Below are 17,108 nucleotides of genomic sequence, written 5' to 3' on the forward strand. Positions count from 1 at the left end.
TGTGTGTCTCGTACGTTCAGATCCGCGGACGGGGCGGTCGGATACACCGGGCGCGCCCCGTCCTCGATTTCGGCCTTGGTGACGTTCGCGGGAAGACAGTTCCTAGCTCGCCCAGGAGACGGGCGAGGCATCCGCAGCGGCGCGCGGCACGGACCACGGGGCTCGCGGTCGGCGCGCCTTCGGCGCAGGAGCGGGCGTGGTGGCCAGCCGCAGCGCCACCAGCACCGCGCACAGCTCCTCGGCGGTCGGCGCGCCGTGCGTGACGCGCAGCCCGGCCGGTGGGCGGGTGGCGCTCACTGCGGCTGGTTCCCGTGCTTGCGGCGCGCCAGCGGTACGTACTTGGCGCGCAGCAGCGCCAGCGAGCGGATCAGTACCTCGCGGGTGTCGCGCGGGTCGATCACGTCGTCGACGAGGCCGCGCTCGGCCGCGTAGTACGGGTGCATCAGGGTGCGCTTGTACGTGTCGATGACCTCGGCGCGCTCGGCCTCGGGGTCGTCGGCCGCCGCGATGCGCTTACGGAAGACCACGTTGGCCGCGCCCTCGGCGCCCATCACGGCGATCTCGTTGGTGGGCCACGCGAAGGACAGGTCGGTGCCGATGGAGCGGGAGTCCATCACGATGTACGCGCCGCCGTACGCCTTGCGCACGATGACCTGGATACGGGGCACGGTCGCGTTGCAGTACGCGTACAGCAGCTTCGCGCCGTGCCGGATGATGCCGCCGCGCTCCTGGTCGGCACCCGGCAGGAAGCCGGGCACGTCCACCAGCGTCACCAGCGGGATGTTGAAGGCGTCGCAGGTCTGCACGAACCGCGCGCCCTTTTCCGATGACTGGATGTCCAGTACCCCGGCCAGCCGCATCGGCTGGTTGGCGACGATGCCCACGGTCTGCCCGTCCAGCCGCGCCAGGGCGCAGATCAGACTGGCGCCCCAGTCCTCGTGGACCTCGAAGAAGTCCCCGTCGTCGACGATCTCCCCGATCACCGCGCGCATGTCGTACGCGGCCTGCGGATCGACCGGTACGAGATCCATGAGCGCGTCACAGGAACGGTCCGCCGGGTCCGCGGTGACCTCGGCCGGCGGCATCTCCCGGTTGTTCTGCGGCAGCAGCGACAGCAGATGCCGTACGTCCTCGAAGGCCGACTCCTCGTCGTCGTGGGCGAACCCCGCGAGGCCCGACTCCCGCGCGTGCAGATCGGCGCCGCCCAGCTCGTCCTGGGTGAGCTTCTCGCCGGTCACCGCCTGCACCACATCGGGCCCGGTGAGGAACATCTGCGAGGTGCCGCGCACCATGAACACGAAGTCGGTGAGCGCGGGGGAGTAGGCCGCGCCGCCAGCGCACGGCCCGAGCACCACGCTGATCTGCGGAATCAGCCCGGAGGCCCGGACGTTACGGCTGAAGATGCCGCCGTACCCGGCGAGCGCCGTGACGCCCTCCTGGATGCGGGCGCCCGCCCCGTCACACAGCGAGACCAGCGGCACGCCACTCGCCTCGGCCAGGTCCATCACCTTGTGGATCTTCTGTGCGTGGGCCTCGCCCAGCGCGCCGCCGAACACCCGGAAGTCATGGGCGTAGACGAGGACTTCACGGCCGTGCACCCGGCCCCATCCGGCGATGACGCCATCGCCGTGCGGGCGCCGCTGGTCCATCCCGAAGTCGGTGGCCCGGTGCCTGCGCAACGGCTCGATCTCGGCGAAGGAGCCCTCGTCCAGCAGGAGCGCGATGCGTTCCCGGGCGGTCAGCTTGCCCTTGGCGTGCTGCCGTTCGGTGGCCGCCGCGTCGCCCGCGTGCAACTCCTCCTTGATGACGCGCAGTTCGTCGGCGCGCTGCTCCATCGTCTCGCGCGGCAGCTCACCTCGTACGGTGCTGCGCAGCGCGGTGTCGCTGGGGCTGCTCATGGCCGCCCCAGACCCAGCGCGGTCATCGCGCCACCGTCCACGTTCACCAGCGAGCCGGTCATGTAGGAGGACTCGGGGCCGCTGAGGAAGCGGACCACATCCGCGATCTGCTCGACCTCGCCGAACTTCCGCATCGGGATCTGCTTCTTGATGGCGCGCCCGGTGGTGCCCTCGGTCAGCCCCGCCACCAGGTCGGTCGGCGCGAAGCCGGGCAGTACGGCGTTGACGCGGATGCCGAAGCGCGCCGACTCCATGGCGCAGCAGCGGGTGAAGGCGTTCACCGCGCCCTTGGACGCGGCGTAGTTGGACTCGCCGATCCAGCCGCGTTCGCCCATCACCGAGGAGACGTTGACGATGACGCCCGCGCCCTTGCTCATGAAGTGCGGCAGTACCGCCTTGGTGCAGTGGAAGACGCCACCGAAGTTGACCTTCATGACGTCGACCCAGTCGTCCATCTCCATGTGGTAGACGAGGGCGTCCTGGGCGACCCCGGCGTTGTTGACCAGGATGTCGATGCCGCCGAGGCTCTCGACGGTCTGCCGCACCATGTCCTGGGCCGCCGCCGCGTCCGCGACGTCGCCGTGCACGGTGATCGCCTTGCCCCCGGCCGCCTCGATCTCCTGGGCCAGCTCCTTCGCCGGGCCCTCGGAACTGCGGTAGTTGATGGCCACGGCGGCCCCGTCGGCGGCCAGCTTGCGGCAGATGGCGGCGCCGATGCCCCGGGAACCGCCGGTGACCAGCGCGACCTGTCCTTGCAGCTTCAGCGAGCTCATCGGTTCTCTCCAGATACGTCAGATACGTCAGATACGTCGTGAGTGGTGGTGGTACGGGGGGAATCGGCTCCGCAGCGCACGGCGACGGAGACATGGCTGCCGCCCAGCGACGAGCTGTTCAGCAGGACCGGCAGGCCGCCGCCGAACCGCCCCTGGTGCAGCGCGAGCGCCAGGGTCAGCGCGCCGCCGACGCCCATCGGCTCGCCGAGCACGGTCTTGGGCGCGTGCAGGGCGGGCACCGGATGGGGGCCGAACAGCCGGGAGACAGCCAGGTTCTCGGCGGCGTCCGCCGTGCTCAGCCCGGCGGCGGCCAGCCACACCGCGCCCACCCCGGTCGGCGCGAGCCCGGCGTCGTCAAGGGCCGCCCGCATGGCGCGCTCCAGCCCCCGGCCGCGTGCGTCCCAACGGCGGGCCCGGCTGGCGTCGGACGCCATGCCGTGGCCGAGGATCTCGCCGAGGATGGTGGCGCCCCGGGCGATCGCCGCCGAGCGGCGCTCCAGGACGACGGCGACGCTGCCCTCGGCGAGCGTGAACTTCCCGTCGGCGGGCTCGTCGTCGGCGCGGGTGGAGGCGGCGCCGACCGCCGCGTACGCCCGGCCGACCTGCTCGGTGAGGGTGTCGGTGACCGTGCACACCAGCGCGTCGGCGTGCCCGGCGGCCAGCAGGTCGGCGGTGTAGGCGAGCGTCGCGGCACCGGTGGCGTGGCCCACCGAGAGGGTGGAAGTGGGGCCGCGCAGCCCGAGGTGGATGGCGATCTGGCCGGCCGCCTGGTTGTAGACGGTGTTCGGGAAGACCGACGGATCGGCGGCGGCCGGGCCCTCGGCGAGCAGCGGGTCGGTGAACTTCTGCATCGCCTCCATCGGGCCCGTGCCGGTGCCGAAGACGATGCCGATCGCCTCGGCCTCGGGGCTGCCGGGCTCCACCCCGGCGTCCGCGAGCGCCTTGCTGGTGGCGGCGATGCCGAACTGCGCGAGCCGGTCCATCCGCCGCCGCTGGCGCTTCGTCAGATACGGCTCGGGGTCGAAGTCCACCGCGCTCCGCCGCACCCCGTCGGCGACGGTCACCGGCACCTGGCCACGGGTGTACGCCGACCAGACCTCGGCCGCGCTGCCTCCGGCCGGGCTCAGCAGCCCGATGCCGGTGATCACCACACGGTCGGTGTCCGGGGCGGGCGGCCGGTGCGCGTCGGCGCTGCGGGTCAGCACCAGGGAGGCGTTGGCCCCGCCGAAGGCGAAGTTGTTGGACAGCGCGGCGCCGGAGTCCAGCGGGCGGGCCGCGCCCGGTATGTAGTCCAGCGGGCACTCGGGATCGGGTGTGGTGTACCCGGCGGTGGGCGGCGCGAGCTGCTCGTTCAGGGCATGCGCGGTGACGATCGCCTCGGCGGCACCGGCCGCGCCCAGCATGTGGCCGATCATCGACTTGGTGGAGGAGACGGGCGTACGGGCCGCCTCCGCCTCGCCGAGAGCGAGACGGATCGCGTTGGTCTCGGCCGGGTCGTTCTTGGGGGTGCCGGTGCCGTGCCCGTTCACGTACCCGATCTCCTCGGGCGTGACCCCGGAGAGCCGCAGCGCCGAGGTGATGGCGCGGGCGGCGCCCTTGCCCTCGGGCTGCGGGGCCGTGGAGTGGAAGCCGTCGGCGGACAGCCCGTACCCGGCGACGTCGGCGAGGCCCGTCAGCCCGTGCTCGCGGGCGAAGTCGGAGCGGACCAGCAGCACCATGCCGCTGCCCTCGCCGAGCGACAGGCCCTGGCGGCCCGCGTCATAGGGCGCGGCAGGCTCGGGCGACAGCGACTGGAGTGCGTGGAAACCAGCGAAGCAGACGTCCGAGAAGGCATCGCTGCCCCCGGCGAGCACCGCATCCGCGCGCCCCGCGCGCAGCAGGTCGGCGGCGAGACCGATGGCGTTCGCGCCCGACGCGCAGGCGGTGTTCACCGCGAGCACCGGGCCCCGTAGCCCAAAGGCCGCCCCGACCGACTCGGCCAGCGCCTGCGGAGTGACCAGCAGCGCCAGCCTGGGGTCCGGCGTCTCGCCGTCCCGTACGGCGCGCAGCCACTCACGCCCCGAGAGCAGACCGGCGTTGCAGGTGCCCAGGACCACGCCGAACCGCTCAGCCGCCACCAGCCCCTCCGGCAGCGTCGCCAGGGCCTCATCCGCCGCGACCAGGGCCAGCTCGATGGCCCGCTCCCGGAAGCCCTCGGGTGCGAGGTAGCCGCGCCGCGGCTCCACCGGGTCGGTGACCTCGCCACCGACCTTGGTGTCGAGCCCGTCCATGGACAGCGCCTGTACGGGGCCGATGCCGACCTGCCCGCGGCGCGCGCCCTCCCACAGGTGCCGCGCCGTGGGGCCGAGCGCCGAGATCGCGCCCGTACCGACGACGGTCACACCGCTCGCCGACGCGGTCTCGCTGGTAGTGGTATCCGTGGTTGTCCTTGTCGTGGCCGTGGCCGTGGCCGTGGCCGTGGCCGTGTCCGTGTCCGTCATGCGTGTTCCCCGTTCGCACCCGGAGCGCTCAGTACGAGCGCCGTCTGCTGTCCTTCCAGTCCGCGGCCGATCGCCACGGTGTGCCGCACCCGTTCCTCGCGGGCGGCCCCCGCCACCCAGTCCATCCCCGCGCACTCGGGGTCCAGTTCGGTGAGGCCGAGCGTCGGCGGCAGCGCCCCGCCGTCGATCGCCAGCGCGCACACCGCGGCGTTGAGCGCGCCCGCGCCCGCCACCAGATGCCCCGTCGCGGGCTTGACGCTGCCCGCCGCCGTGCCGGACGCCTTGCCATCGGCCCCGCCGAACACGGCGGTCAGCGCCCGCGCCTCGGTCAGGTCCCCGAGCCGCGTCGCACACCCGTGCGTGGCCACGTAATCCACCGCACCGGCGTCAAGCCGGGCCTCCCGCAGCGCCTTGCGTACGGCGGCGGCCAGCGGCTCACCCAGCGGGTGCGGGGTGACCAACTCCGGGTCCTGGGTGGCCCCGAAGCCCCCGACCTCCGCGTAGATCCGCGCGCCACGCCGCTCGGCGGCCTCCCACTCCTCCAGTACGAGGAAGGCCGCCCCCTCGCCGAGTACGGAGCCGCTGCGCGCCCTGTCGTACGGGCGGAACGCGTCCGCCCCGGCGTCGTTGCGCGTGGTGAGCACCCCGAGGCCGTCCATCTTGGTCATCACCCACCAGGACGCCGCGTCGTCGAAGCCGCCCGCGATCACCACGTCGGACTCGCCGCCCCGGATGGAGCGGTAGCCCCGGGCGAGCGCGGTGAGACCGGCGTCCGCGGTGCCGTGGTAGTAGGAGTTGGCGCCCTTGAAGCCATGCGCGTGCGAGAGGTGGAAGAGCGACGCGGACTGTAGCCCCTCGACGAAGTACAGCGGGTAGAACGCCGATGACGCGCGCTCGCCGAGCTGACGCAGATCGGCCTTGCCGTCCTCGGCCCGGCCCGCCAGAGAGCCGGTGAGCAGGTGCTCGGGGTTCGAGATCTCCTTGTTCCCGCCGACGAACACCCCGGCGCGCTCCGGGTCGAACCCGGCCTCCGCCAGGTCGAGCCCGGCGTCCTCGACGGCCAGCGCGGCGCCGGAGATGGCCAGTTGGTCATTGCGTGTGGTCATCCGCAGCGACTTGCGCGGGGCGTACCTGGTGGCCCGGAAATCCGGCAGCTCGGCCGCGAGCCGGGTCGTGAGCGACGAGGCGTCGTAGCCCTGGATGGGGCCGACGGCACTACGCCCTTCGAGCAGGCCCTTCCAGGTCTCGCCCCGGCCCTCGCCCAGCGCGGTCAGGACTCCGATACCGGTGACCGCGACGCGCCTCATGCCGCCACCGCCTTCTTCTCGCGTGCTTCCAGACGCAGCTGGCGGATTGTCGTCACGTCCTTGCCGTCCACGGACGCCACCGCCTTGAGCGTCACCGCGTCCTCGGTCGCCTCGGTGACCGTGACGCTGATCTCCAGCCGGTCTCCCGGCCGGGCGAAGTGGCGGTAGCGCACCCGCCGCGCCTCGGCCAGGGCCCAGCGCGAACCGGCGGGCGCGGCGGGCGCCGCGAGCCGGGCGGCCTGCACGACGTCGTCCAGGATCAGCACACCCGGCAGCACCGGAAAGCGGGGAAAGTGCGTCTCGAACACCGGGAGCGTGCCAGCGACATGGCGCACCGCGCGGGCACTCACCCCCGGCCGCACGTCGAGAACCTCATCGAACGCTGTCATGCCGCAGCTCCTTCCGGGGACTTGACCACGAAGCAGGCATTGGTGCCGCCGAACGCGAAGGCGTTGACGAGCGCCGCACGCACCGGGCGACGGGCCGCTCTATTCGGCACGTAGTCCAGGCCGAGCTTGGGGTCCGGGGTGTCGAGGTTGATGGTCGGCGGCACCACGCCCTCCCGCAGCGCGCCCAGCGCGGCGATCAGGTTGACCCCGGCCGCGGCCGAAGTGAGGTGGCCGGTCATGGACTTGGGTGAGCTGACGCACAGCCGCTCCGCGTGCTCGCCGAACAGCCCCCGGATGGCGGTGGTCTCACTGGCGTCGTTGCCCGGCGTGGACGTGCCGTGCGCGGCGATGTAGTCGATGCCCTCCGGGCCGAGGCCCGACTCGGCGACCGCGTCCCGCATCGCGGTGACCGCGCCGCCGCCGTCCGGCGGCGAGTCGGTGATCCGGTACGCGTTCAACGTCGAGCCGTAGCCCACTAGTTCGGCATGGATATGGGCGCCGCGCGCCACCGCGCTGTCCCACTCCTCCAGGGCGACGATCACCGCGCCCTCGCCGAGCACGAAGCCTGAGCGGTCGCTGTCGAAGGGACGCGAGGCGCGCTCCGGCTCGTCGTTCCAGCGGTCCGTGATGGCCCCGAGCAACGAGAAGCCCAGGACGTCCATCCAGGTGGTCAGCGCGTCGAAGCCACCGGCGAGCGTCTGCGCGCACTCGCCCTCCTGGATGCGCCGGTACGCCTCACCGATCGCGTGTGCGGCGCCCGCGCAGGCGGTGGACACACTGACCACCGGACCCCGGCAGTCCCCGGCCCCGGCGACCGCCGACACGCCGACGTTCTGGTTGCGCAGCAGGACGTCTGAGGGCGCCTGCCGGTACAGGTCGTGAAAGTCGCTGCTGCTCAACTGGTACGACATGTCGACCAGTTCCTGGAGCTCGGGCCTGCCGACCGTCCCGGCGACCACCGCGCCCCGGTCGTACGGATCGGCGTCGTGCCAGCCCTCACCCGCGTCCGCCACCGCCTCCTGGGCGGCGGCCAGCGCGAACAGCGCGGCCCGCGACAGATGGCGGCGCCGCTTGGCGGGCGCCACGGCCTTCGGGTCGAAGTCCTTGACCTGGCCCGCGATACGGACCGGGAACGTCGAGGCGTCGAAGGTCTCCAGCCGGCTCACCCCGCTACGCCCCTCGGCGAGCCCGCGCCAGGTCTCGGCCGCGGTGTTGCCGAGCGGGGTGACCGCGCCGACGCCCGTGACGGCGACCCGGCGTACCGCTGTCGTCGTGGTGCTCATCGGGCACCGCCCCCGACCGGCTCGCGGGTCAGCTGCTCCAGCATCCGCCGGGTCTCCACCGGGTCCTGGAGATCCTCGGCGGGCAGCAGTGCGCACATCACGGCCTCGGCCTTCATCACCGGCTCGCCGTTCACCGACGCCGTGCCCGAGATCACCGCGGTCTCGTCGCCCATCGACTCGACCGTGCCCTCCAGGACCAGTACGTCCCCGGGGCGCACCGCGCCGTGGAAGGACACCCCGTCCACCGAGAGCAGCGCGGCGCGCTGCCGTACGTCCGTCGTCGCGATGATCAGCCAGGTCCCGGCCTGGCAGAGCGCCTCCAGCACCAGCGGCTCGGGCATCGCGGGCCCGTCGCCCTCGTCCCGCCAGAAGTCCTCGAACCAGGAGGTGAGTTTGCGGGCCTTGATGGAGCGCCCGGCATCCCAGGAGTCGATTCGGTCGATCAGATGGAAACGCATCGTCATCCCTTGCCTGAGGCGTTGTCGGCGGCATCGGCTGCGGCTTTGGCTGCGTCGCCGGAGGCACCGGAGTTGGCGGGGTCGGCGGGCTCGGCGGGGTCGGCGAGGTCGACGGGCTCGTCAAGCAGCAGTACGGCGTGGGCGATGGCGTACTCCCCGCTGTGCGAGAGCGACAGCTCGACCGACGTCGCCCCGGACCGCGCCGCGCGCGCCCCGGCCCCGCCGCTCAGCCGCACCCGGGGGCGGCCGAGTGGGGTGTTGACCACCTCGACGTCGTGCCACCGGGTGCCGGGTCCGAGCCCGGTGCCGAGCGCCTTCAGTACGGCCTCCTTGGCGGCGAACCGCGCCGCGAGGTGGGCCATGCCGTTGCGCTTGCCCGCGCAGTAGGCGCGCTCGCGTTCGGTGAAGATGTCCTGCTCGGCCTCGGGGTTGTCGTCGAGCAGCCGGTCCACCCGGTCCACCCGCACCAGGTCCACGCCGACCGCGATCCGTTGCGCCACTGCTCCTCCGCCGTGTCGTCCGTTCCGGCACTGCTTCAAGAGATCCCGGGCGAGGGGCGCTGGATACAGGCAGGTCGCGCGCGGCTGTGCTCAGGCCAGTACGAGCACCGCCGCGATCGCCGGCCCGAAGGCGCCGCCCAGCTGGTAGCAGAGGACGAACAGGCCGATCGCGGAGGGGCGTTGGGCGGCTGGTGCGGTGCCGCCCGCGTAGACCGCCAGGACCGCGTTGCTCCCGGTGGCGGCGAAGACCGCGGCCGTGGCGGTCAGCAGCAGCACCGGGGCCGAGGTCGCGAAGGCGGCGACGGCGGGGGCCAGCGCGCCCACCGTGATCAGGGCCGCGAAGACCGTACGCCGCCCCAGCCGGGCCGCGGCCGCCGCGAACAGGAGGGACAGCGCCGAGCCCGCCAGCAGCGCGATCAGCTGGCCGGTGCCGATGGCCGAAGTGGACCAGCCCGTACGGTCGGTGATCAGCCGCGGCAGCGCGAAGAGCAGCGTGAAGTACGAGGTCGACAGGGCGACACCGGTCAGCGCCGAGGCCAGGAACAGCGGGGAGCGCAGCACGGCCGCGGGCACGAAGCCCTCCGGGCGCCACCTGAGGTGCTGGCCGAGCAGGGCGCCCGCGACGAGGGCGGCGCCCAGGGCCGGGAGCGGGGTGTGCGGGAGGAGGATCAGCGCCGAGGCGAGAGCCACCAGGAGCCCGGCACCCTGGGTGTCGAACGGCTGGGCGAGCGGCGGGGTGCCCTTGGCGTACCGCGCCACCACCGGAACCGCGAGCAGCGACACGGCGGAGATGGACAGTGCCGCGTGCCAGGACACCGCGTCGCCAATCAGCGAACCGAGCAGCGGCCCGGAGGCACCGAGCACGCCGAACCCGGACGTGATCACGCCCATCCGGCGGGTCGACCCCGCCAGGTTCATGGCGACGGCCACCAGGCCCGCCCCGCCGAGCGCCTGCCCGGCCCGGCCGACGAGTGCCAGCGGCAGCCAGGGCACGGTCGCCACCAGCGCGGTCCCCGCCACCACCAGCGCCGAGCTGACCTTCAGCGTCGCCCCCACCCCGCGCTGCCTGAGCAGCCCGGCCAGCAGCGGGGTGCCCACCGCCATCGCCCAGGCGAACGCGGTGACCAGCCAGGTGACGGTCGGGGTGGCCACGCCGAGTGAGCGCGCCATGTCCGGCAGGATCAGTACCGGGGCGTTGGCCCCGGCGGCCATCGGTGTCGCCAGCAACGCCAGCCACAGAACAGGGACTTGGCGGGGTGGTGAGGTGACGGACGCGGTGGCGGACGCGGTGGCGTCGGGGATGCGCTGGGTGGTGGCCATGGAAGGTCCCCTCACTGCTTCAGGGTTGACAATCTCAACGTTGAAATAAAAGCAGGGGGCTAGTTCAGCGTCAAGTGTCTTAAGATTGAGAAGTTCTACGTTGAGTGGGAGAGTGCGATGAGCGATGCGGTGGACCAGATCGTCGGCCAATGGGCCAGCGAGCGACCCGACCTGGTCGACGACCTGTGGCCGGTCGAGATGCTGGGCCGGATTCAGCGGGTGGCGCTGATCATCACCAAGGAGGTCAAGGCCTTCACCGCCGAACACGGCCTGGAGATGGGCGAGTTCGACGTCCTCACGACGCTGCGGCGCTGTGGTGCTCCGTACACGATGACGGCCGGTGCCCTGGTCAAGGCCTCCTTCGTCACCTCCGGGGCGATCACCAACCGGATCGACCGGATGGAGGCCAAGGGGCTGGTCGAGCGGGTGCGGGACGGCGCCGACCGGCGCTCGGTGCGGATCCGGCTCACCGAGCAGGGCCGCCAGGTGATCGACGTCGTCATGGGCGAACATCTGCGCAACTACGCGCGACTGGCCGAGTCGCTGGACCGCGCGGAGATGGACCAGGTCGCCGCCGTGCTGCGCAAGCTGCTTGAGGCGCATGGAGACACCACGCTCACCTGACACGACCTGACGCGGCCCACAGCGACCTAACCCGGCCCGCCTCGCACCGCCCCGCCCCAGGAGAGGCGCCTACTCGGCCGCCTCCGCCAGCCCCGTCTTCGCCCCCGCCCCGCACAGCGGCACCACCGCGCTCCGGTCCCCCAGAGCGCCGCCCCGCACCGCCGCCCAGCAGGCCACCCCCGTCGACTCGACGTACAGCCCACGGGACGCCAGGTCCCGCTGGGCCGCCGCGATCGCGGGCTCCGGCACCGTCAGGAAGCCGCCGCCGAACGCCCGTACCGCGGCAAGGATCTGGCGGGCCCGCGGCGGCCGGGCGATCGCGATGCCCTCCGCGTACGTCGACGGCTGGGGCGCGAGCCCGGGCGCGGGCGCGAGCAGGTCGTCGGCGCCCGCCCGCCACGCGGCCGCCAACGGCGCGACCGCCGCCGCCTGCACCGCGTACAGCGCGGGCACCCGGTCGATCAGCCGCGCCGCGTGCAGTTCCCGCAGCGCCAGCGCCGCGCCCAGCAGCAGGGTGCCGTTGCCGACCGGGACCACCAGCGCGTCGGGCAGCCGTCCGCCCAGGTCCTCCCACAGCTCGTGCACATACGTCTTGGTGCCGTGCAGGAAGTACGGGTTGTACACATGCGAGGCGTAGAAGGTGCCGGGCGCGTCCGCCGCGGAGCGGGCCGCGGCCGCGGCGGCCTCGCGGTCACCGGCGATCACTTCCAGCCGCGCCCCGTGCGCCCGGATCTGCTCCAGTTTCTTCGGTGACGTACCGGCCGGAACGTACACCGTGCAGTCCAGGCCCGCGCGAGCGCCGTACGCGGCGAGTGCGGTTCCCGCGTTCCCGCTGCTGTCCGCGATCACCCGCTCCGGGCCGAGCCGTAGCGCCAGTTCGGCGAGCAGCACCGCGCCGCGGTCCTTGAAGGAGAGCGTCGGGAGCAGGAAGTCCAGTTTGGCTGAGATGTGGGGGGTCAGTTCGACGACGGGTGTACGCCCCTCGCCTAGGCTGGCCGTCGGCGGCCCCAGCGGCAGCGACTCGGCGTAGCGCCAGAGTGAGTTGACACGACCCGATAGCCGCTTGAGCGGCGTGGGTGTCGGATGGAAGTCCAGGTCAAGCGGGCCGCGGCAGACCGGGCAGCACCAGGCCAGTGACTGGGGGGCGACCCGTGTGCCGTCGGCCGGGCAGACGTAGTCGGGCAGTGAGTTGGATGAAGTCGACGAGGTCATGCGGGCACGGTAGGCCAGTCCCGGTAGGGGACTTTCGTGCCATTTAGTGACGAAGCGTCATGTCGTCTCTGTGGACTCTGTGTTACATCCGTGCACAAGTCTTGTGGGATTCCTATGGGTGGGTCAATCTTTCGCTGACGGCCAGGAGTTGGACACCTCCACTTGTCATGCCCCTGCCGTTGCACCGTTGTCGCGGCACCGTGCGACCCGCACCCACAGCCGTGCGGGCGTCGCGACCCCCCACCAGTGCACCATCAACGAGGAGGACCCCTCAGATGGCAGTCAAGCGTCCCGTTGGACGAAGATTCGCCCACCTCGGTGCGACCGCTGTCGCGGCGCTCGCGATCGGAGTCGTCACCGCACTGCCCGCCGGCGCCGCAGGTCAGGACGCGGAAGGCGTGATCGCCAACGCCGGAGCTCCCGATCGAATAGCCGGCAGTTACATCGTGACCCTGGACGAGGTCGACGCGTCGTCCAAGCAGGGCAAGGCGCTCGCCAAGAAGTACGGTGCCGAGATCGAGGACACCTACGACGCCGCGCTGAACGGCTACGCCGTCGAACTCACCGAAAAGGAGGCGAAGAAGTTCGCCGCGGACGGCGCGGTCGAGTCCGTCGTACAGAACCAGAAGATCTCGATCGACGCCACCCAGCCGAACCCGCCCTCCTGGGGTCTGGACCGGGTCGACCAGCCGGACCTCCCGATGGACGACAGCTACACCTACCCGGACTCGGCGGGTGAGGGCGTCACCGCCTACATCATCGACACCGGCATCCGGCACAGCCACAACGACTTCGGCGGTCGCGCCAGCTTCGGCTACGACTACTGGAACGAGGGCGGCAACGACGGCAACGGCCACGGCACCCATGTGGCCGGTACGGTCGCGGGCAGCGCCCACGGCGTCGCCAAGAAGGCCGACCTGGTCTCCGTGCGGGTCCTGGACGACAACGGCTCGGGCTCCATCGCCAGCGTCGTCGGCGGCATCGACTGGGTGACCCAGAACGCCCAGAAGCCCGCGGTCGCCAACATGAGCCTCGGCGGCGGCGCCAACTCCACGCTGGACGACGCGGTCCGCAACTCCATCGCCTCCGGCGTCACCTACGCCGTGGCCGCGGGCAACTCCAACGCCGACGCCTCGGGCTACTCCCCGGCCCGTGTCGCCGAGGCGCTCACCGTCGGCTCCTCCACCAGCGGCGACGCCCGCTCCTCGTTCTCCAACTACGGCTCCATACTGGACATCTTCGCGCCGGGCTCGTCCATCACCTCGGCGTGGAACACCGGTGACTCGGCGACCAACACCATCTCCGGTACGTCGATGGCGGCCCCGCACGTCGCGGGTGCGGCCGCGCTGGTGCTCGGCGAGAACCCCGGCTCGTCCCCGTCGCAGGTCGGCTCGGCGCTGGACTCCGCGGCGGCCACCGGCAAGCTCAGCGGTGTCGGCTCCGGCTCGCCGAACAAGCTGCTCCAGGTCGGCGAGGGTGACCCGGGCGACCCCGGTGACCCGGGCGACGGCCGCTTCGAGAACACCACCGACTACGCGATCAACGACCACCAGACCACCGAGTCCCCCGTCACGGTCAGCGGTGTCTCGGGTAACGCGCCCTCCGACCTGAAGGTCGAGGTCGACATCAAGCACACCTACATCGGTGACCTGCGGGTCGAGCTGGTCGCGCCGGACGGTGGCACCTTCCTGCTGAAGGGCTACGGCACCGGCGGCAGCAGCAACGACATCAACACCACCTACACCGTCGACGCCTCGTCGAAGACGGCCGACGGAACGTGGAAGCTCCGGGTCCGCGACAACGCCTGGTGGGACACCGGAAAGATCGACGCCTGGGCGCTGCAGTTCTGACGCTGAGGTAACGGTCGCTCAGCACCAAACGGTCACTCAGCACCAGACGTCACCACGATTCGCCCCTTGTCCCCGCTGTGGCTCCGGCCGCGGCGGGGACAAGGCACTGTCTGCCGCAGCGCCTGTCTCAGCCTCGGCGTACGATTCGCGCAGTCGTTCGCATGATCCGTCGAGGAGTACGCAGCCCATGGCCACACCGCCGCCGCCCGAGGGGGCATCGCCCCCGCCGTACGGGCAGCAGCCGTACGGCCAGCCCGCATACGGCCCGCCTCCGCAGGGCCAGCCGCCCTACGGCCCGCCTCCGCAGGGCTCGCCGCCGCACGGCCAGCCTCCGCAAGGCCTGCCCGCGTACGGGCAACCGGCCTACGGCCAGCCCCCGTCCCCGTCTCCGTACGGTGGCGGCTGGGGCGCGCCCTACCCGCCACCGCCGCAGCAGCCTCCGATGAACGGGCTGGCCATCACCTCGCTGGTGCTGGGCATCCTGTGCTGTCTGCCGGTCATCGGTCTGGTCTTCGGCATCGTCGCGCTGTCGCAGATCAAGAAGAAGGGGGAGCGCGGCAAGGGCCTGGCCGTCGCTGGTATCACGCTGTCCTCGATCGGCGCGGTGCTGCTCACGCTGTTCTTCGTCACGGGTGGCGCGAGCGCGTTCATGGAGGGTGTGCGGGAGGCCAGCAAGTACAGCGACACCGAGTTCGACAAGGGTGACTGCCTCAACACCCCTGACGGCAAGCTGGAGGGCGAGGTGCGTGGGGCCCAGATCGTCCCGTGCGACACCCCGCACCACGCCGAGGTGTTCGCGACCATCACGCTGACCAACAGCAGCTACCCGGGCGAGGACCGCATCCTGAGCCTCGCTGGGGCGAGGTGCGAGCCGCTCGTGAGGGCATACATCGGCGGAGACATCACCGAGCTGCCGGCCACCATCAGGCCCTTCGTCTACGCGCCGAGCGCGGAGAGCTGGCGGCAGGGCGACCGGGACGTCTCCTGCCTCCTGGGCGAGGCGGGCGGCGGCAAGTCGCGGGGGTCCCTGCGGAACTCGGTGGGCGAGGGCTCCGGAGGCTCCGACGGCTCTGGCGGCTCTGACGGCTCCGATGATTCTGGCGGCTCCGGTGTGGGTGCCGAGGTCTGAGTATCTGAAGAGGCGCTCACGCCTAAACCTAAGTCATCACATCGGGTGATTCCGTGGCCTAAGGTTGCGGCCAACAACCGTAGGTTGCCACGCTGTTGCTGTCTGTCAACCTGATGGGAGTGGCTTGTGGTCTTCGGTGAGCAGCCTGCGTATCTGCGCGTCGCGGACGACCTTCGGAAGAAGATCGTGAGCGGTTCGCTGCCGCCGCACACCCGGCTCCCCTCGCAGGCCCGCATCCGCGAGGACTACGGGGTCTCGGACACCGTCGCCCTCGAGGCGCGGAAGGTGCTCATGGCCGAGGGGCTGGTCGAGGGCCGCTCCGGGTCCGGTACGTATGTGCGCGAGCGCCCCGTGCCGCGCCAGATCGCCCGCTCCGGGTACCGCCCGGCGGGCGGCTCGTCGCCGTTTCGGCAGGAGCAGGTGGCCAGCGGTGCTCGCGGTACGTGGGAGTCCCGCAGTGAGCAGGTGGACGCCAGCGAGGAGATCGCCGAGCGGCTCTCCATCAAGCCGGGCGACCGCGTGATGTGCACCCGGTACGTCTTCCGGGACGCGGGTGAGCCGATGATGCTCTCCACCTCCTGGGAGCCCCTCGCCATCACCGGGCGTACCCCGGTGATGCTCCCCGAGGAGGGGCCGCTGGGCGGCTGCGGGGTCGCCGAGCGGATGGCCGCGATCGACGTGATCGTGGACAACGTCGCGGAGGAGGTCGGCGCCCGCCCCGGCCTGGCTCAGGAGCAGCTCGCGCTCGGCGGGGCGCCGGGCCATGTGGTGCTGGTCATCTCCCGGACGTACTTCGCCTCCGGGCGGCCGGTCGAGACGGCCGACATCGTGGTCCCGGCGGACCGCTACCGCATCGCGTACCACCTGCCGGTGAGGTAACGGCGCCCCCTCGCGTCGCGTCGCGTCTCCTTGCGCCTCCTCGCGCCCCCTTGTGTATCTGCCGCACCCCGCATGCCCCACGCGCCCCCCATTTCCCCTCCGTAGCCACGTCAAGTGCCTCTCCTTGGGGGCGCGTTCGTCGGCGTGCGCCCCTTTCCCTGGCTGGATGCGTACCTCTTCGTGCAAAGACGTATCCGCTGAGTGAAGGCCGGGCGTAGGGTCGGGCATATGCGTATCGGGGTTTCCTTATCGGGCGGGGCGCAGTGCGGACAGCCGGTGGCGGGAGGGGCACGATGAACGACGGCGAGAACACGCTCCCATGGCAGGTCATCAGGCAGGATGACAGCGGAAACCGCTACCGCGTGGGCAGGTACGCCACCAAGGACGAGGCCCAGCGCATAGCGGACAGCTTCCGGGACCGACGCCACAAGCAGCTGTACTGGGTCGAGCGCATCGGTCAGCGGACCGGCTGATCCGCCCCCGGGGGCCGTCGCCGGACGTCGTATGCTCCGGCGCATGACCGAACGGATCATCGTGGTCGGCGCCGCCCTCTACGACGCGGGGCGCCTGCTGGCCGCCCGGCGTAGCGCCCCCGAGGAGTTGGCGGGGCGCTGGGAGCTGCCGGGCGGCAAGGTCGAGCCGGGTGAGCTGCCCGAGCAGGCGCTGGTGCGCGAACTGCGCGAGGAGCTCGGGGTCGAAGTGGAGCCCCTGGAGCGGATTCCCGGCGCGTGGCCGCTGGGCAGGCCCGGCTATGTGCTGTGGGTCTGGACGGCCAAGCTGGTGTCCGGCGAGGCGCGGCCGTTGCAGGACCATGACGCGCTGCGCTGGTTGACTCCGGACCAGGTGGGCGAGGTGGACTGGCTGGACCAGGACCGCCCCGCGGTGGCGGAGGCCGCGCGCAGGCTGCGGCGCGCCTGATCCGCGGAGATGAGCGAGGGGGGAGACAGGGCCTAGCCGTGGCCGACCGGCGCAAGGGGCCGAGTGCCGCGCTCTTCGTACGCCTTTC

Annotated in this window: 17 protein-coding genes; 6 read left to right on the top strand and 11 right to left on the bottom strand. The window is 72.0% G+C overall.

What is annotated here, in order from left to right; all coding sequences use genetic code 11:
• Positions 1-102 precede the first annotated feature (102 nt).
• The 10 genes from GCN81_RS19290 to GCN81_RS19335 form a co-directional block, all read right to left on the bottom strand.
• Positions 103-297, bottom strand: a complete 195-nt coding sequence (locus tag GCN81_RS19290; RefSeq protein ID WP_156725853.1) for an acyl-CoA carboxylase epsilon subunit — start codon at positions 295-297, stop codon at positions 103-105.
• On the bottom strand, positions 294-1,898 hold the full coding sequence (locus GCN81_RS19295) for an acyl-CoA carboxylase subunit beta (RefSeq protein ID WP_156725854.1): 1,605 nt from the start codon (positions 1,896-1,898) through the stop codon (positions 294-296). The genes GCN81_RS19290 and GCN81_RS19295 overlap by 4 nt, the downstream gene beginning before the upstream one ends.
• Entirely contained in the window at positions 1,895-2,671 is a 777-nt protein-coding gene (locus GCN81_RS19300) for a 3-oxoacyl-ACP reductase family protein (RefSeq protein ID WP_231626852.1), read from the bottom strand. The genes GCN81_RS19295 and GCN81_RS19300 overlap by 4 nt, the downstream gene beginning before the upstream one ends.
• Positions 2,668-5,151, bottom strand: coding sequence for a beta-ketoacyl-[acyl-carrier-protein] synthase family protein (locus GCN81_RS19305; RefSeq protein WP_156725855.1), 2,484 nt, complete (start codon positions 5,149-5,151; stop codon positions 2,668-2,670). The genes GCN81_RS19300 and GCN81_RS19305 overlap by 4 nt, the downstream gene beginning before the upstream one ends.
• Positions 5,148-6,458, bottom strand: coding sequence for a beta-ketoacyl-[acyl-carrier-protein] synthase family protein (locus GCN81_RS19310; protein WP_156725856.1), 1,311 nt, complete (start codon positions 6,456-6,458; stop codon positions 5,148-5,150). Before GCN81_RS19310 ends, GCN81_RS19305 begins: the two co-directional genes overlap by 4 nt.
• Entirely contained in the window at positions 6,455-6,847 is a 393-nt protein-coding gene (locus GCN81_RS19315) for a 3-hydroxyacyl-ACP dehydratase FabZ family protein (RefSeq protein ID WP_156725857.1), read from the bottom strand. Before GCN81_RS19315 ends, GCN81_RS19310 begins: the two co-directional genes overlap by 4 nt.
• Positions 6,844-8,130, bottom strand: coding sequence for a beta-ketoacyl-[acyl-carrier-protein] synthase family protein (locus tag GCN81_RS19320; RefSeq protein WP_156725858.1), 1,287 nt, complete (start codon positions 8,128-8,130; stop codon positions 6,844-6,846). Before GCN81_RS19320 ends, GCN81_RS19315 begins: the two co-directional genes overlap by 4 nt.
• Positions 8,127-8,588 carry a hotdog domain-containing protein gene (locus tag GCN81_RS19325; RefSeq protein ID WP_156725859.1) on the bottom strand — a complete coding sequence of 154 codons (462 nt, stop codon included), beginning with the start codon at positions 8,586-8,588 and terminating at the stop codon, positions 8,127-8,129. Before GCN81_RS19325 ends, GCN81_RS19320 begins: the two co-directional genes overlap by 4 nt.
• Positions 8,589-8,590: 2 nt before the next feature.
• Positions 8,591-9,088 (bottom strand): holo-ACP synthase, encoded by a 498-nt coding sequence (acpS, locus tag GCN81_RS19330; protein WP_156725860.1) that lies wholly within the window; start codon positions 9,086-9,088, stop codon positions 8,591-8,593.
• Between the two features lie 90 nt (positions 9,089-9,178).
• Positions 9,179-10,408 (bottom strand): MFS transporter, encoded by a 1,230-nt coding sequence (locus GCN81_RS19335; protein ID WP_156725861.1) that lies wholly within the window; start codon positions 10,406-10,408, stop codon positions 9,179-9,181.
• Positions 10,409-10,525: 117 nt separating this feature from the next.
• Here GCN81_RS19335 and GCN81_RS19340 point away from each other — a divergent pair, with 117 nt between their 5' ends.
• Positions 10,526-11,032, top strand: coding sequence for a MarR family winged helix-turn-helix transcriptional regulator (locus GCN81_RS19340; protein ID WP_156725862.1), 507 nt, complete (start codon positions 10,526-10,528; stop codon positions 11,030-11,032).
• A gap of 69 nt (positions 11,033-11,101) precedes the next feature.
• Here GCN81_RS19340 and GCN81_RS19345 read toward each other — a convergent pair whose 3' ends face one another.
• Positions 11,102-12,244 (bottom strand): pyridoxal-phosphate dependent enzyme, encoded by a 1,143-nt coding sequence (locus tag GCN81_RS19345; RefSeq protein ID WP_156725863.1) that lies wholly within the window; start codon positions 12,242-12,244, stop codon positions 11,102-11,104.
• A gap of 275 nt (positions 12,245-12,519) precedes the next feature.
• On the opposite strand from GCN81_RS19345, the gene GCN81_RS19350 reads away from it, so the two are divergent.
• The 5 genes from GCN81_RS19350 (at position 12,520) to GCN81_RS19370 (ending at position 17,020) form a co-directional block, all read left to right on the top strand.
• The gene (locus tag GCN81_RS19350; protein WP_156725864.1) at positions 12,520-14,094 is read left to right on the top strand and encodes a S8 family peptidase; all 1,575 of its coding nucleotides are present in this window, start codon (positions 12,520-12,522) and stop codon (positions 14,092-14,094) included.
• Between the two features lie 187 nt (positions 14,095-14,281).
• Complete coding sequence (locus GCN81_RS19355) at positions 14,282-15,223, top strand: DUF4190 domain-containing protein (protein ID WP_156725865.1); 942 nt, start codon at positions 14,282-14,284, stop codon at positions 15,221-15,223.
• A 126-nt stretch (positions 15,224-15,349) separates the two neighbouring features.
• Positions 15,350-16,102, top strand: a complete 753-nt coding sequence (locus GCN81_RS19360; RefSeq protein ID WP_156725866.1) for a GntR family transcriptional regulator — start codon at positions 15,350-15,352, stop codon at positions 16,100-16,102.
• 293 nt (positions 16,103-16,395) lie between these two features.
• On the top strand, positions 16,396-16,575 hold the full coding sequence (locus tag GCN81_RS19365; RefSeq protein ID WP_156725867.1) for an SPOR domain-containing protein: 180 nt from the start codon (positions 16,396-16,398) through the stop codon (positions 16,573-16,575).
• A 43-nt stretch (positions 16,576-16,618) separates the two neighbouring features.
• Positions 16,619-17,020, top strand: coding sequence for a (deoxy)nucleoside triphosphate pyrophosphohydrolase (locus GCN81_RS19370; RefSeq protein ID WP_156725868.1), 402 nt, complete (start codon positions 16,619-16,621; stop codon positions 17,018-17,020).
• The last annotated feature ends 88 nt before the right edge of the window (positions 17,021-17,108 follow it).

The sequence above is a fragment of the Streptomyces apocyni genome (assembly GCF_009739465.1).
GTDB lineage: Bacteria > Actinomycetota > Actinomycetes > Streptomycetales > Streptomycetaceae > Streptomyces > Streptomyces apocyni.

Coding starts and splice junctions, on each gene's coding strand:
- GCN81_RS19345 (WP_156725863.1), bottom strand. CDS start 12,244: ATGACCTCGTCGACTTCATCCAACTCACTGCCCGACTACGTCTGCCCG.
- GCN81_RS19310 (WP_156725856.1), bottom strand. CDS start 6,458: ATGAGGCGCGTCGCGGTCACCGGTATCGGAGTCCTGACCGCGCTGGGC.
- GCN81_RS19325 (WP_156725859.1), bottom strand. CDS start 8,588: ATGCGTTTCCATCTGATCGACCGAATCGACTCCTGGGATGCCGGGCGC.
- GCN81_RS19370 (WP_156725868.1), top strand. CDS start 16,619: ATGACCGAACGGATCATCGTGGTCGGCGCCGCCCTCTACGACGCGGGG.
- GCN81_RS19350 (WP_156725864.1), top strand. CDS start 12,520: ATGGCAGTCAAGCGTCCCGTTGGACGAAGATTCGCCCACCTCGGTGCG.
- GCN81_RS19365 (WP_156725867.1), top strand. CDS start 16,396: ATGAACGACGGCGAGAACACGCTCCCATGGCAGGTCATCAGGCAGGAT.
- GCN81_RS19300 (WP_231626852.1), bottom strand. CDS start 2,671: ATGAGCTCGCTGAAGCTGCAAGGACAGGTCGCGCTGGTCACCGGCGGT.
- GCN81_RS19315 (WP_156725857.1), bottom strand. CDS start 6,847: ATGACAGCGTTCGATGAGGTTCTCGACGTGCGGCCGGGGGTGAGTGCC.
- GCN81_RS19335 (WP_156725861.1), bottom strand. CDS start 10,408: ATGGCCACCACCCAGCGCATCCCCGACGCCACCGCGTCCGCCACCGCG.
- GCN81_RS19305 (WP_156725855.1), bottom strand. CDS start 5,151: ATGACGGACACGGACACGGCCACGGCCACGGCCACGGCCACGGCCACG.
- GCN81_RS19340 (WP_156725862.1), top strand. CDS start 10,526: ATGAGCGATGCGGTGGACCAGATCGTCGGCCAATGGGCCAGCGAGCGA.
- GCN81_RS19320 (WP_156725858.1), bottom strand. CDS start 8,130: ATGAGCACCACGACGACAGCGGTACGCCGGGTCGCCGTCACGGGCGTC.
- GCN81_RS19295 (WP_156725854.1), bottom strand. CDS start 1,898: ATGAGCAGCCCCAGCGACACCGCGCTGCGCAGCACCGTACGAGGTGAG.
- GCN81_RS19355 (WP_156725865.1), top strand. CDS start 14,282: ATGGCCACACCGCCGCCGCCCGAGGGGGCATCGCCCCCGCCGTACGGG.